16 protein-coding genes are annotated in these 13,154 nt (G+C 62.7%); 5 read left to right on the top strand and 11 right to left on the bottom strand.

The window, feature by feature from the left end:
- Positions 1 to 416: 416 nt before the first annotated feature.
- From AC0L2M_RS15530 to coaD, 7 genes are all read right to left on the bottom strand, one after another.
- Positions 417 to 653 (bottom strand): Lrp/AsnC ligand binding domain-containing protein, encoded by a 237-nt coding sequence (locus AC0L2M_RS15530; RefSeq protein ID WP_095492825.1) that lies wholly within the window; start codon positions 651 to 653, stop codon positions 417 to 419.
- 231 nt (positions 654 to 884) lie between these two features.
- A complete protein-coding gene (gene tgt, locus AC0L2M_RS15535) occupies positions 885 to 2,015 on the bottom strand; it encodes a tRNA guanosine(34) transglycosylase Tgt (protein ID WP_473535364.1) in 1,131 nt (376 codons plus the stop codon).
- A complete protein-coding gene (gene queA / locus AC0L2M_RS15540; protein ID WP_473535300.1) occupies positions 2,008 to 3,123 on the bottom strand; it encodes a tRNA preQ1(34) S-adenosylmethionine ribosyltransferase-isomerase QueA in 1,116 nt (371 codons plus the stop codon). Before queA ends, tgt begins: the two co-directional genes overlap by 8 nt.
- Positions 3,124 to 3,135: 12 nt before the next feature.
- Positions 3,136 to 3,534 (bottom strand): hypothetical protein, encoded by a 399-nt coding sequence (locus AC0L2M_RS15545; protein WP_473531006.1) that lies wholly within the window; start codon positions 3,532 to 3,534, stop codon positions 3,136 to 3,138.
- Positions 3,531 to 4,043 (bottom strand): peptidylprolyl isomerase, encoded by a 513-nt coding sequence (locus AC0L2M_RS15550; protein WP_091593716.1) that lies wholly within the window; start codon positions 4,041 to 4,043, stop codon positions 3,531 to 3,533. The genes AC0L2M_RS15545 and AC0L2M_RS15550 overlap by 4 nt, the downstream gene beginning before the upstream one ends.
- Before the next feature lie 28 nt (positions 4,044 to 4,071).
- Positions 4,072 to 4,662, bottom strand: coding sequence for a peptidylprolyl isomerase (locus AC0L2M_RS15555; protein ID WP_091594018.1), 591 nt, complete (start codon positions 4,660 to 4,662; stop codon positions 4,072 to 4,074).
- Between the two features lie 73 nt (positions 4,663 to 4,735).
- Positions 4,736 to 5,236 (bottom strand): pantetheine-phosphate adenylyltransferase, encoded by a 501-nt coding sequence (gene coaD / locus AC0L2M_RS15560; protein WP_473531007.1) that lies wholly within the window; start codon positions 5,234 to 5,236, stop codon positions 4,736 to 4,738.
- A 325-nt stretch (positions 5,237 to 5,561) separates the two neighbouring features.
- On the opposite strand from coaD, the gene AC0L2M_RS15565 reads away from it, so the two are divergent.
- Positions 5,562 to 5,714 (top strand): hypothetical protein, encoded by a 153-nt coding sequence (locus AC0L2M_RS15565; protein ID WP_128168117.1) that lies wholly within the window; start codon positions 5,562 to 5,564, stop codon positions 5,712 to 5,714.
- 60 nt (positions 5,715 to 5,774) lie between these two features.
- Here AC0L2M_RS15565 and gyrA read toward each other — a convergent pair whose 3' ends face one another.
- Together gyrA and AC0L2M_RS15575 are read right to left on the bottom strand one after the other, a co-directional pair.
- A complete protein-coding gene (gene gyrA / locus AC0L2M_RS15570) occupies positions 5,775 to 8,585 on the bottom strand; it encodes a DNA gyrase subunit A (RefSeq protein WP_473531008.1) in 2,811 nt (936 codons plus the stop codon).
- A gap of 189 nt (positions 8,586 to 8,774) precedes the next feature.
- Positions 8,775 to 9,629 (bottom strand): helix-turn-helix transcriptional regulator, encoded by an 855-nt coding sequence (locus AC0L2M_RS15575; RefSeq protein WP_473531009.1) that lies wholly within the window; start codon positions 9,627 to 9,629, stop codon positions 8,775 to 8,777.
- 85 nt (positions 9,630 to 9,714) lie between these two features.
- Between AC0L2M_RS15575 and AC0L2M_RS15580 the strand changes: the two genes are divergently transcribed.
- Together AC0L2M_RS15580 and AC0L2M_RS15585 are read left to right on the top strand one after the other, a co-directional pair.
- Positions 9,715 to 10,251 carry a hypothetical protein gene (locus AC0L2M_RS15580; RefSeq protein ID WP_473490241.1) on the top strand — a complete coding sequence of 179 codons (537 nt, stop codon included), beginning with the start codon at positions 9,715 to 9,717 and terminating at the stop codon, positions 10,249 to 10,251.
- A 78-nt stretch (positions 10,252 to 10,329) separates the two neighbouring features.
- Positions 10,330 to 10,959 carry a MarC family protein gene (locus AC0L2M_RS15585; protein ID WP_023801164.1) on the top strand — a complete coding sequence of 210 codons (630 nt, stop codon included), beginning with the start codon at positions 10,330 to 10,332 and terminating at the stop codon, positions 10,957 to 10,959.
- 86 nt (positions 10,960 to 11,045) lie between these two features.
- Here the strand turns inward: AC0L2M_RS15585 and AC0L2M_RS15590 are convergent, their stop codons facing one another.
- Both AC0L2M_RS15590 and AC0L2M_RS15595 read right to left on the bottom strand, forming a co-directional pair.
- Entirely contained in the window at positions 11,046 to 11,471 is a 426-nt protein-coding gene (locus tag AC0L2M_RS15590) for an OsmC family protein (protein WP_473531010.1), read from the bottom strand.
- 132 nt (positions 11,472 to 11,603) lie between these two features.
- The gene (locus AC0L2M_RS15595) at positions 11,604 to 12,119 is read right to left on the bottom strand and encodes a single-stranded DNA-binding protein (RefSeq protein WP_023801162.1); all 516 of its coding nucleotides are present in this window, start codon (positions 12,117 to 12,119) and stop codon (positions 11,604 to 11,606) included.
- 237 nt (positions 12,120 to 12,356) lie between these two features.
- Here AC0L2M_RS15595 and AC0L2M_RS15600 point away from each other — a divergent pair, with 237 nt between their 5' ends.
- Both AC0L2M_RS15600 and AC0L2M_RS15605 read left to right on the top strand, forming a co-directional pair.
- On the top strand, positions 12,357 to 12,671 hold the full coding sequence (locus AC0L2M_RS15600) for an ArsR/SmtB family transcription factor (RefSeq protein ID WP_287214918.1): 315 nt from the start codon (positions 12,357 to 12,359) through the stop codon (positions 12,669 to 12,671).
- 19 nt (positions 12,672 to 12,690) lie between these two features.
- Positions 12,691 to 13,149: an SRPBCC family protein gene (locus AC0L2M_RS15605; RefSeq protein WP_473535301.1), complete on the top strand. Its 459-nt coding sequence runs from the start codon at positions 12,691 to 12,693 to the stop codon at positions 13,147 to 13,149.
- Positions 13,150 to 13,154 lie beyond the last annotated feature (5 nt).

A 13,154-nucleotide genomic window follows, 5' to 3' on the forward strand; every position in this document is an offset into this window, starting at 1 on the left:
CATACTCCCCTGTGAGGCCATTTCACTGGCGTCACGCGAGAAAATCAAGCGCAATCGGTGATTTGTAGGATGCTGGCGATCAGTATGTCGCGACCTGCCTACAATTAGGGCATCGCCGATATGGCTGGGTCAGGCTTTGCCTCGTGCCCGGGCAGGCGGCCGGCGCCGCTCAGAGACTGTTTCGAAATTCGCTCTGGCGAGTCATATGGTGGTGGTTTCGAGAACCGGCGCGCAGCGGACATTAGAGCGCTGCGCGTCCAATTGGACGCGCAAGGACGCTCTAACACTTTGCATTTGCGCATGATCCCTTTCCGGAAACCGAAATCGGTTTCCGGGGTCATGCGCTGGTCCGTGAGCACCGGAAGCGCAGAAAACGCCATCAGATGGCCGCCAGAGTAGAGTTTCCACACGATCTCTCAGAACGCGCGGAAGGTGACGACTGTAAACGTGTCCTTGATGCCGGGAAGAATCTGCACCTTCTCGTTGACGAAGTGGCCGATGTCTTCCTCGTCGTCGACATAGAATTTGGCGAGCAGATCGTAGTCGCCGGCTGTCGAGTAGATTTCCGAGGCGATCTCGGCATCGGCCAACGCGCCGGCAACGTCATAGGACTTGCCCAGATCGCACTTTATCTGCACGAAAAATGCCTTCATTGCCCGGTCCTGCTCAAGCTTGCACGCATAGGCCGCCCTTGTGGCAGACTGCCGCCCGGCTTTCAAGCATCAGGACGGCGCTCAGGCAGAACCCGACTTAAGTGCAGCCAATCGCCGAAATGTTCGCGCCCGCTGATCGTCGGGCCGGACGGCAAGGATTACCCGACGGCAGTTCCCGCATCACTGGCTGCAACCTGCGCGTGGCACTTCGCTGAGCACCTGAGCGCTCGATCACATCGCCGGGATATCGCCCCTAGCCCAGCCCACGCAAATTTCCGCCGCCCGCGCCTCGAAGGCGCCGGCGTCGATGGCGGCACGAATGTCCTGCATCAGCCTCTGGTAGTAGGAAAGATTGTTCCAGGTCAGAAGCATCGCCCCCAGCGCCTCTTGCGAGCGGACCAGATGATGCAGATAGGCGCGTGAATAATCTCTGGCGGCCGGGCAGTCGCTTTGCTCGTCCAGCGGACGCGGATCGTCGGCATGGCGGGCGTTGCGCAGATTGACCTTGCCGCGCCGAGTGTAGGCGAGGCCATGGCGGCCGGCGCGCGTCGGCATCACGCAATCGAACATGTCGATGCCGCGCGCCACCGATTTCAATATGTCGTCGGGCGTGCCGACACCCATCAGATAACGCGGCCTGTCGGCGGGCAGTTCCGGGCAGGTGATGTCGAGCATTTCGAGCATCACCGCTTGCGGCTCGCCGACCGCCAGCCCGCCGATCGCATAGCCCTTGAGGTCCATCGCTTTCAGCGCCTGCGCCGAGCGCAGCCGCAGGGCCGGTATGTCGCCGCCCTGGACGATGCCAAACATTGCCTTCCCGGACTGGTCGCCGAACGCCGTCCTGCAACGCTCGGCCCAGCGCAGCGACAGCTCCATGGCCCGCTCGATCTCCTTCTCCATGGCCGGCAGCGCGGTGCATTCGTCGAGCTGCATCTGGATGTCGGAATCGAGCAGCCCTTGGATCTCGATCGAGCGCTCGGGCGACATCTCATGGGCGGCGCCGTCGATATGCGAGCGGAAGGTAACGCCCTTTTCGTTCAGTTTCCTCAGCTTCGACAGCGACATCACCTGGAAGCCGCCGCTGTCGGTCAGGATTGGGTGCGGCCAGCGGGCGAATTCATGCAGGCCGCCAAGCCGCGCCACACGTTCGGCGCCGGGCCGCAGCATCAGATGATAGGTGTTGCCCAGGATGATATCCGAGCCGACGCCGCGCACCTGATCCATATACATGGTCTTGACCGTGCCGCCGGTGCCGACCGGCATGAAGGCCGGCGTGCGGATTTCTCCGCGCGGCATGGTGATGGAGCCGCGCCGCGCTTTGCCGTCGGTCGCCAGCACCTCGAAGGTGAACGCCTTAGTCATTGAATTCTTGTCGTATACCGGGCGCGCGTCCATCGTTCTCCTCTTTGAACAGAAGGCTTGCATCTCCGTAGGAGTAGAACCTGTAGCGGGTCTCGATGGCATGCGCATAGGCCGCACGCATTGTTTTCAGACCGCAAAACGCCGAAACCAGCATGAACAGCGTTGAGCGCGGTAGATGGAAATTGGTCATCAGCATGTCGGCGGCCTTGAAACGATAGCCGGGCGTGATGAAGATGTCGGTCGGACCCGACCATCCGGCCAATGTGCCGTCCTCCCGCGTGGCGCTCTCCAGCAGGCGCAGCGACGTCGTACCGACGGCGATGATGCGCCCACCGCGCGCCTTCGCCGCGTTGAGCGCCGCGGCGGTTTCCGGGCTGACAGAACCGATCTCGGCATGCATCTTGTGGTCGGCGGTGTCGTCGACTTTCACCGGCAGGAACGTGCCGGCGCCGACATGCATGGTGACGAAGCGCCGCTCGACGCCCTTGGCATCGAGAGCGGCGAAAAGCTCGGGCGTGAAATGCAGGCCGGCCGTGGGGGCGGCGACAGCCCCCTCCTCCCTGGCGTATATGGTCTGGTAGTCGCTGCGGTCGCGTTCGTCGTCGTCGCGCTTCGAAGCGATATAAGGCGGCAGCGGAATGTGGCCGACGGCGTGCAGCGCCTCGTCGAGAAACGGACCTGACAGATCAAAGCCGAGCAAAGCCTCGCCGGCCTCGCCCTTCTCGATCACCGTGGCATCGAGTTGGCCGAGAAAGCAGGAATTGGCGTCATGGCCGAAATGGATGCGGTCACCGGCGGCGATGCGCTTGCCCGGCCGCATGAAAGCCAGCCAGCGATCGGGAGCCACCCGCATGTGCAGCGTGGCTTCGACTTGCGCCGCCGCTTCGCCGCGCCGCCTGATGCCTTTCAACTGTGCCGGAATAACCTTGGTGTCGTTGAAGACCAGCACGTCACCAGCCTCGAGCAGGGACGGCAGCTCGCGAACCGTCCGGTCCTCGAGCCTCTCACCCGGCCTGACAACCAGCATTTTGGCGCTGTCGCGCGGTTCGGCCGGTCGAAGCGCAATGCGCTCCTCCGGCAGATCAAAGTCGAAAAGATCGACGCGCAAGAAAATCCCGCCTCAAAATTCCGGGCAGGTCACCGCCCAGGCGCCAACACCGCCGATGCTCAGCGTGCCGCCCATCGCGAAATTGGACTGTTCGCTGGCCTTGACCAGTCGCAATCTGGCGACGATCGAGCTGATGCCCTCATCGGTGAGATCGATCGCCATGTGCTGGTCGTCCTCGAATGCCTGTCCGACGATGACTTTTGTCGAACCCGGCTGACCGTCGGTGGTCCAGTGCCTGCCGCCGGCCTCAAGCCATACACGCGCAACCGCGATGACGGCAGTGTGCCCCATCAGGACGTCGATCGATGCCGCGTCGTCTTCAGCGCTGCAAACGATCGATTCCGTCGCCAACGCCGGAGTGGCCGCCGCGACAAGCATCAGAGTGATAGCCGCGACAACCCGGTAGGTCATTTCACGTCGGCCGCGACCTTCAGCGACACGATCTTGTCGGGATCCGGCACCGGCTCGCCGCGCTTGATCTTGTCGACATTGTCCATGCCCTCGATGACCTGGCCCCAGACCGTGTATTGGCGGTTGAGGAAGGCGGCATCGTCGAAGCAGATGAAGAACTGCGAGTTGGCCGAGTTCGGATTCTGCGAGCGTGCCATCGAGCAGGTGCCGCGGCCGTGATTGGCGTTGGAGAACTCCGCCTTCAGGTCGGGCTTGTCGGAGCCGCCGGTGCCGGCGCGCGCCGGTGCGAAAGAGGGCTTGCTGGAATTGCCGAATTTCACGTCGCCGGTCTGCGCCATGAAACCGTCGATGACGCGGTGGAACACCACGCCGTCATAAGCGCCTTCGCGCGCCAGTTCCTTGATGCGGCCGACATGGCCAGGCGCCAGATCGGGAAACAGTTCGATGACGACCTTGCCCTTGGTCGTTTCCATGATGAGTGCGTTCTCGCGGTCCTTGATCTCGGCCATTTCAGAATATCCTTTGAAATAAATGGGTTTACTTGCCGTCGGCGGCGATGCGCACCTTGATCATGCGATCGGGATCGGTGACGACCCCGTTCTGCGCCGCGTCGCCTTTCTTGATCTTGTCCACCAACTCCATGCCGTTCTCGACATTGCCGACGATGGTGTACTGGCCATCGAGCGGCGGCGCCGGCGCGAACATGATGAAGAACTGCGAATTGGCGGAATCCGGGTCCTGCGAACGGGCCATCCCGACCACGCCACGCTGATAGCGCTCGGTCTGAGAGAATTCGGCCGGCAGGTCGGGAAGATCGGAACCGCCGGTGCCGACAGCGTCGGCGCTGAAGCCGTTCTTCATGTTGCCGAACTTCACGTCGCCGGTCTGCGCCATGAAGCCGTCGATGACACGGTGGAAAGCGACGTTGTCATAAGCGCCCTGGCGCACCAGCTTCTTGATCTGCTCGACATGCTTCGGCGCGAGATCGGGCCTGAGCGCGACGGTCACGTCGCCGTCCTTAAGCGTGATGATCATGGTGTTTTCCGGATCGGCGGCGAACGCCGAAACGGATGCGGTCACAAGACCGAAAAGAACGACAAAGCAGGTGGCGAGCCTTTTGAGCTGCATGGATCTTTCTCCGAAAACCTTTGTTTCACGCATGTCGTTGCTCAAACCGGGTTCCACGTTTGGGCGACATGCATTATTTCGCAAATTTGGCGGTGAGTGCGCCAGCCACGGCCGCCGGCACGAAGGCGCGGACGTCGCCGCCCATCGAGGCTATCTGACGGACAAGTGTGGCGGTAATGGTTCGCACCGAAGGGCTGGCGGGCAGAAAAACCGTCTGCAGTTCAGGCGCCATGGTCTCGTTCATACCGGCCATCTGCATCTCGTAGTCGAGATCGGTGCCGTCGCGCAGACCGCGGATCATGATCGAGGCGCCCTGCTTCCTGGCAGCGTCGATGACCAGCCCGTCGAAAGCGACGACCTTGATGCGCGCGCCGTCGCGGCCGAATTCGGCCTTCGTCGCAGCTTCGATGAGGCCGACCCGCTCCTCGAACGAGAACAGCGGTTTCTTGCCGGGATGAATGCCGATCGCTGCATAGACGGTGTCCGCCACAGCCAGCGACGCCTTCAGGACGTCGAGATGGCCGTTGGTCGGCGGGTCGAAGGAGCCGGCATAAAGGGCGATGCGTTCGGTCATGGCAGGTGCTTCTAGCGAGCCTCTCTCGCAAAGGCAAATCCGATCGGCGAGCCGCCAATGCAAGTCGCCGCAAACGCCTGCCTTTGGGGCCTGACCCGAGGGTGCGCAGCGGTTTGGAACAACGGCATCCACCCAAACGGGGCTTCAAAGCGCATCGCCTGAGCCACGGTAATCGCGATGCGCTTTGAGTGAACCTTTTGGCCGAGATGAACGACCAATGAATGGGCCGATCACGAAGGCTTCACGCAGCCTTCATTAGATTGCAGCTTCAGAAGATGAAACCAAAACCCCATTTGATCGTTGCTAGGTGCAGGAGAACACGCACATGCTGATCTACATGCTCGCCACCGCAATGACCGTCGCCATGCTGATCGCCACCGTATTCGGGCTGCATCAGGAAGCAGAGCGCGTCCGCGCCAAGTCCAATGCCAAGCGGTTCGGAGGCTTCGGTATCCGCAAGCCTTCACGCCACTTCTGAAGCGGCTGCTATTTGTTGACGGCGCCGGCCCCATCTGGCCGGCACTCCCCAAATCAAGACCTACTCGGCGTTGTTGTCCGGGCCAGCGCCTTCAGTACCGGTATCCAGAGTTGCGTCGCCCTCGACACTCTCTTCGGCTTCCTCGTCCGACTGCGGTTCCGTTATCCGCTCCACCGAAACGACCTTCTCGCCGTCAGCAGTGTTGAAGATGGTCACGCCCTTGGTGGCGCGGCTGGCGAAGCGAATTCCGTTGACCGGCACGCGGATGACGGTGCCGCCATCCGAGACAAGCATGATCTGGTCGTCATTGCCGACCGGGAAAGTCGCCACCAGACGGCCGATCTCAGCCACTTTCGACACATCGGTGGCGCGGATGCCCTTGCCGCCGCGCCCTATCTGGCGGAAATCATAGGAAGACGAGCGCTTGCCGTAGCCATATTCCGTCACCGTCAGCACGAACTGCTCGTGTGCCTTGAGGAATTCGTAGCGCTCGTCGGAAAGCTCCGTCTCCTCGCCGACCTCCTCATTGGTGAGCTGGAAGTCTTCGTCCTCGCCCGCCGCAATGCCGGCGGCGAGCCGCCGTTCGGCCGCCACCCGCTTGAGATAAGCGGCGCGCTCGGCCGGCGACGCATCGACATGTTCGATCACCGCCATCGAGATCACCCGGTCGCTGGCAGCCATGGCGATGCCGCGCACGCCGACCGAGTTGCGGCTCTGGAAAACGCGCACGTCGCTGACCGAGAAGCGTATGCACTGGCCGGAGCTTGCGGTCAAAAGCACGTCGTCATTGTCGGTGCAGGTCTCGACGCCGAGTATCTCGTCGCCCTCCTCTTCCAGCTTCATGGCGATCTTGCCGTTGCGGTTGACCTGGACGAAATCCGACAGCTTGTTGCGGCGCACCGTGCCGCGCGTCGTGGCGAACATCACGTCGAGCTCACCCCAACTGGTCTCGTCCTCGGGCAGCGGCATGATGGTGGTGATGCGTTCGCCCTGCTCCAGCGGCAGCATGTTGATCAGCGCCTTGCCGCGCGACTGCGGGTTGCCGATCGGCAGGCGCCAGACCTTTTCCTTGTAGACGATGCCGCGCGAGGAGAAGAACAGCACCGGCGTGTGCGTGTTGGCGACAAACAGCCGGGTGACGAAATCCTCTTCCTTGGTCGACATGCCGGAGCGGCCCTTGCCGCCGCGGCGCTGCGCCCGGTAGAGCGACAACGGCACACGCTTGATGTAGCCGGAATGGCTGACCGTCACGACCATGTCCTCGCGCTGGATCAGGTCCTCGTCTTCCATATCCGCCCCGCCCTCGGACAGCTCGGTGCGGCGCGGCGTGCCGAACTCGTCGCGCACGGCGGCAAGCTCGTCCTTGACGATCTGCTGAATGCGGGCGCGCGACGACAGGATGTCCAGGTAATCCTTGATCTCGTCGCCGATTGTGTTCAACTCGTCGGCGATCTCGTCGCGGCCGAGCGCGGTCAGCCGCTGCAGGCGCAGTTCGAGGATGGCGCGCGCCTGTTCCTCGGACAGGTTGTAGGTGCCGTCCTCGTTGATGCGGTGGCGCGGATCGTCGATCAGCAGGATCAGCGATTCGACGTCGCCCGAGGGCCAGCGCCGCTCCATCAACTGCTCGCGCGCCGTCTGCGGATCCGGCGCGCTGCGGATCAGCTTTATCACCTCGTCGATGTTGGCGACGGCTATGGCGAGGCCGACCAGCACATGGGCACGGTCGCGCGCCTTGCGCAGCAGGAATTTCGTGCGCCGGCTGATCACGTCCTCGCGGAAGGCGACGAACGCCTTAAGCATGTCGGTCAGCGTCAGCAATTCCGGCTTGCCGCCGTTCAGCGCCACCATGTTGGCGCCGAACGACGTCTGCAGCGGCGTGAAACGGTAGAGTTGGTTGAGGATGACGTCGGCGACCGCGTCGCGCTTCAGTTCGATGACGACACGGTAGCCCTGGCGATCGCTCTCGTCGCGGATGTCGGAAACGCCTTCGATGCGCTTGTCACGCACCAGTTCGGCCATCTTCTCGATCATCGACGACTTGTTCACCTGGTAGGGAACCTCGGTGATGACGATCGATTCACGGTCGTTGCCGCGCGCCTCGACGTTGACGCGGCCGCGCATGACGATGGAGCCGCGGCCGGTCGAATAGGCGCTGTAGATGCCGGAACGGCCGAGCACGATGCCGCCGGTCGGGAAATCCGGCCCTGGAATGATCTCCATCAGCGCCGGCAGATCGATCGCCGGATTGTCGATGAGGGCAATGGCACCGTTGCAGACCTCGCCCAGATTGTGCGGCGGGATGTTGGTGGCCATGCCGACGGCGATGCCGCCGGAGCCGTTGACCAACAGGTTCGGGAAGCGCGCCGGCAGGACTTTCGGTTCGCTGCCGGACGCATCATAAGTGTCCTGGAAATCGACGGTGTCCTTGTCGATGTCTTCCAGCAACTCATGCGCGACCTTGGTCAGTCGCGATTCGGTGTAACGCATCGCCGCCGGCGGATCGCCGTCGATCGAGCCGAAATTGCCCTGCCCGTCGATCAGCGGCACGCGCAGCGACCAGTCCTGCGCCATCCGCACCAAGGCGTCGTAGATCGAGGCATCGCCATGCGGATGGTATTTACCCATCACGTCGGCGACCGGGCGGGCCGACTTCACATATTTGCGGTTCCAGTGATAGCCGCTCTCGTGGGCAGCATAGAGGATGCGGCGATGCACCGGCTTCAACCCGTCGCGCACGTCGGGCAGCGCACGGCTGACGATCACGCTCATCGCGTAATCGAGATAGGAGCGCTGCATCTCCTCGATAATGGATATCGGCTCGATGCCGGTGGGCCCGCCGTCGGCGCCGCGCGGTGTCTTCTGGTCGGTCAAATCAGGTCACAATCAAATCGGGAATCACTCGGTGCTTATATAGGAAGCCGGGCCGAAACTCCAACGTCCGCGGCAGTTTTCCAGTGTCGGTTTTTGTGGTGATTTCAAAAGGATATCACTGATTGCGACGATATGGCCGAGGCGCTTTCGTGGCCGCCGGGGCAAAGCTCATTGTCAGGCATTTTTGCTTCACAAAGCCGGAACCACGGACGCGTTCGGCAATTTATCGCCTCGCCGCCGGAGCCGGTAGGCACCGGGCGCCTCCCCCATCACGCGGCGGAAACGGCGGTTGAAGGTCGACAAATCGTTGAACCCGGCCTCGAAGGCGATCGTCGAGATCGCCTCGTCCGACATGCGCAGCCGCACCGCCGCCCTGTGCAGCCGGGTTTTCAGCACGAACTGGTAGGGCGTCATGCCCGCGACATGCCGGAAGCTGCGCAGGAAATGGTAAGGACTGGTCGCCGTTTCGCTTGCAAGCTCGGCGAGCGAGACCGGGCTTTCGGCATCCTTTTCGATGCGCCGCACCGCCTCCGCGACGCGTTTCTGATCGCGGCGGCTCGGTGACCGGGCAGCGGGCGTGAGACCGGAGGCGACGGCTGCGCCGGCAATCCGCAGTCCGAGTTCCTCGAACGCTTCGTTATCGGCCATTTCGCGCGCGGCTTCCGCCTCGGCCAGCAGCGGTGCCAGCGCCGGCAAGGGCGGCAGAAGCGGCGTCTTGAAGGCCAGCTTCTTCGCGCCCGGCACATCGGCGACGATCTGTTCCATATAGGCCGGGCTGAAATGACAGGAGATGCAGCGGTCGCCGGCGCCATGCTCGTGCCCACACTCGTAGCAAGTGCGGGGGTTGCCGAGCAGAATTGCGCCCGGCGTCAGCATCGCCGTGCCCTGGCGTGCGCGGTAGCGGAAGGTGCCGTTGGTCACCACTGCGACACAGAAGGTGCGATGCTCTTCCTCGAACGGGCGATCAGCGACGCCGGCAGTGCAGACCACGTCCGACACCCGCCAGCCTTTTCCGGACGCCAGTGTATGCACGCTCGTCGTCATGGCCGAAAGATAGCAATTTTTCCCAAGCGCAAGAAGACTGCCAGGGCCTATTCTTCCCGGTCTCCTGACAATGTGGGCAGAAACCATGTTCAATTCATCCTCCTTTGCCGAAGCCCTGCACAGTGACGGGCCAGCCGCAGGCCTTGCCGAAAAACTGAACCTTTACGGCCGCTTCGTCGGCGCCTGGACGTTCGATGCCACGCGCCATCTCGAAGACGGCCAGGTGCTGACCGGACGCGGCGAGGTGCATTTCGGCTGGGTGCTCGAGGGCCGCGCGATCCAGGACGTATGGATCTTGCCCGTGCGGAACAGTGGCGCACAGAGCTCGCTCGGCAAATGGACCTTTTATGGCACGACACTGCGCGTCTATGACCCCGGCGTCGACGCCTGGCATATCTTCTGGAGCGATCCGCGCACCCAGTATTACAGCCGCCAGCTCGGCCGCGCCGAGGGCGACACCATCGTCCAGCAAGGCGCCGACGGCACCGGCGCCTCGGTGCGCTGGAGCTTTTCCCGGATCACCGAAAATTCGTTCCGCTGGCTAGGCGAACGCTCGCAGGACGACGGCGCGACCTGGCGGCTCGAAGTCGAGTTCCTGGCGCGGCGCACCGCCAGCGCCTGACCTGCATGGTTTCCCCTGACGCCGCTTTGCTCTACCAATGCTGGGATCTCGGGCACTGCCCGGCGGGGAGGGTCAGAGATGCCGAGCTTCGACAGCCTGTTCAACGCCTTCGTCACCATTCTGGTGACCATCGACCCGCCTGGCCTGGCGCCCCTCTTCCTCGCCGTGACGCGCGGCATGAACCGCGAGGAGCGCAACCAGGTTTCCGTGCGTGCCTCGATCATCGCTTTCCTGGTGATGGCGCTGTTTGCAATCGCCGGCGCATCGATCCTGTCGGTGTTCGGCATCACGCTGCCGGCGTTCCGCGTCGCCGGCGGGTTCCTGCTGTTCTTCATCGCCTTCGAAATGGTGTTCGAGCGCCGGCAGGACCGCAAGGAGAAGATCGGCGACGTCGCCATCACCAAGGACATGATCCACAACATCGCCGCCTTTCCGCTGGCGATCCCGCTGATCGCCGGTCCGGGAGCGATTTCAGCGACGGTCCTGCTGTCCGGCTCGTTTCCAGGTCTTGGCGCGCAGGCAGCCCTTGTCGGCATCATCGCGATCTGCCTTGTCATCACCTACCTGGTGTTCGTGCTGGCCGAGCGCATCGACCGTATTCTCGGCCAGACCGGCCGCTCGATCCTGACACGGCTGCTCGGCGTCATCCTGGCGGCGCTTGCCGTTCAGTTCGTCGCCGATGGCGTCAAAGCGTTGATGGCAGCATGAAAATGAGGCGGTCTCGCGCTTGATCGCCGCCGAGGCCGTCATTTTCGTCGTCCAGCTCGCGCAACGAACCGCCACTGGACGCTATCCTACTTCGCCGTCGTATCAATAACTTCGAAGTCGTGGGTGATCTCGGCGGTCTTGGCCATCATTGCCGAGGCCGAGCAGTATTTTTCGATCGAAAGATCGATTGCCCGCCTGACCTTGTCAGGCGAAAGCGCGCGGCCCTTGACGACAAAACGCATATGGATGCGGGTGAACACCCGCGGCTCCTTCTCCGCCCGGTCGGCATCGAGTTCGACCACGCAGTCTTCGACCGCCTCTCGCCCCTTTTCGAGGATGTGGACGACATCATAGGCCGAGCAGCCGCCAGTGCCGAGCAGCACCAGTTCCATCGGGCTCGGCCCCGGCGTCTTGCCGTCCGGTCCGAACGCGGTTCCCAGCACCATCTTGTGACCGCTGCCGGACTCGCCGACGAAAGTGCGCTCCTCGACCCATTTGACCCGTGCTTTCACCTGATACGTCCTTTCACCGCACACCGCTCAAACGCACAACGTCCCGAAAATCCAAGATAGATTTTCGGGACGCCAATGCGTGGCCTCAAATAGCTGGCTGTCAGCTCGCGCAGAGCCGCTCGCTCCAAGCGATCAGAACGGAATTTCGTCGTCGAGTTCGCGCGACGAACCGCCGCCACCCTTGTTGCCGCCGCCGCCGCGATTGAGACTCTCGCCCGGGCCGGACTGGCCGAAATCGGAACCGCGGCTGCTGCCGCCACCGGCATAGCTGCCGACCTGACCGCCCTCGCCCTGCCCGCGTGCGTCGAGCATCTGCAGTTCCCCACGGAATTTCTGCAGCACGATTTCGGTCGTGTAGCGGTCATTGCCGGTCTGGTCCTGCCATTTGCGCGTCTGCAACTGGCCCTCGACATAAACCTTCGCACCCTTCTTCAGATACTGCTCGGCGACCTTGGCGAGCTGCTCGTTGAAGATCACGACATTGTGCCACTCGGTCTTTTCCTTGCGCTCGCCGGAAGTCTTGTCGCGCCAGCTTTCCGACGTGGCGACGCGGATATTGACGACCGGCTCACCCGAATTCAAACGGCGGATTTCCGGGTCCGCCCCGAGATTGCCCACCAGAATGACCTTGTTGACGCTACCCGCCATGATACTTCTCCGCGCTCATCCGAAACAATTTTTTCTCGCTCTCACCTTATAGACTGCGGACATTCCCCGCCTGCCGTGGCTGGCTTTTCCCACAAGGTTTTTGTTCTCTTTTCGTTCTATAACCATCAATCCGTTTTGTCAAGGAATGTCAGCAATCGATGGGTTCCGCCGTACCGTTCCATATGGGCGCGAAAAGACTGCTTGCCAAATCAATAAGCGTAGACTTATGCTTCCGGCATGATCGAAGCCGAGATTTTTCGAGCGCTTGCCGACCCGACGCGCCGCGCCGTCTACGAACGGCTCGCCGCCGGCGAGATGACGGTGTCGGAACTGCGCAGCGGCATGAGCGTGTCGCAACCGGCCGTGTCGCAGCATCTTGCAGTGCTGCGCGGCGCCGGCCTGGTGGCCGAGCGGCGAGCCGGCCGCAACGCCTATTATCGCGCCGATCCGCAAGGGCTTGACCCTCTGCTCGGCTGGATCGAGCGTTACCGTGCGTTCTGGCCCGAGCGTATCGAACGGCTCAAGGCGGTTTTGAAGGATATGGACCAATGACGGCAAACAGCATTCCGACATGGCGGCAGATTCAATCGAGTTCGAGTGCGAGCTTCCAGATCCGCCGGAAAAAGTGTGGCGGGCGCTGACTGTGCCGGACCTGCTCGCGGCCTGGATGATGCCGAACGACATCAAGCCGGAGATCGGCGGCCGCTTTGCCGTTGCCAAGGCGGATGCACCGATCGAGTGCGAAATCCTCGACGCCGAGCCCGAACGCCTGCTGCGTTATTCCTGGCGGGAGCGGCCGGCGCTTGGCGATACAGCGGATCCGCTCACCAGCCCGCTGGACAGTATCGTCACCTTCACGCTCGACCGCACTGTGTCGGGCGGCACCCATCTGCGCATCGTCCACAACGGCTTTGCGCGAGTAGCCACGCCTGCGATTGCCGGCGCCGGTTGCCGGGTTTCGCTCAACGCACATAGCCCCAGACAGACCATAGCCGCAAACACGCCTCGCCTCGTCCTGCGCGCGGCCTGAGCAGC

Source organism: Mesorhizobium sp. WSM4806, from assembly GCF_055811635.1.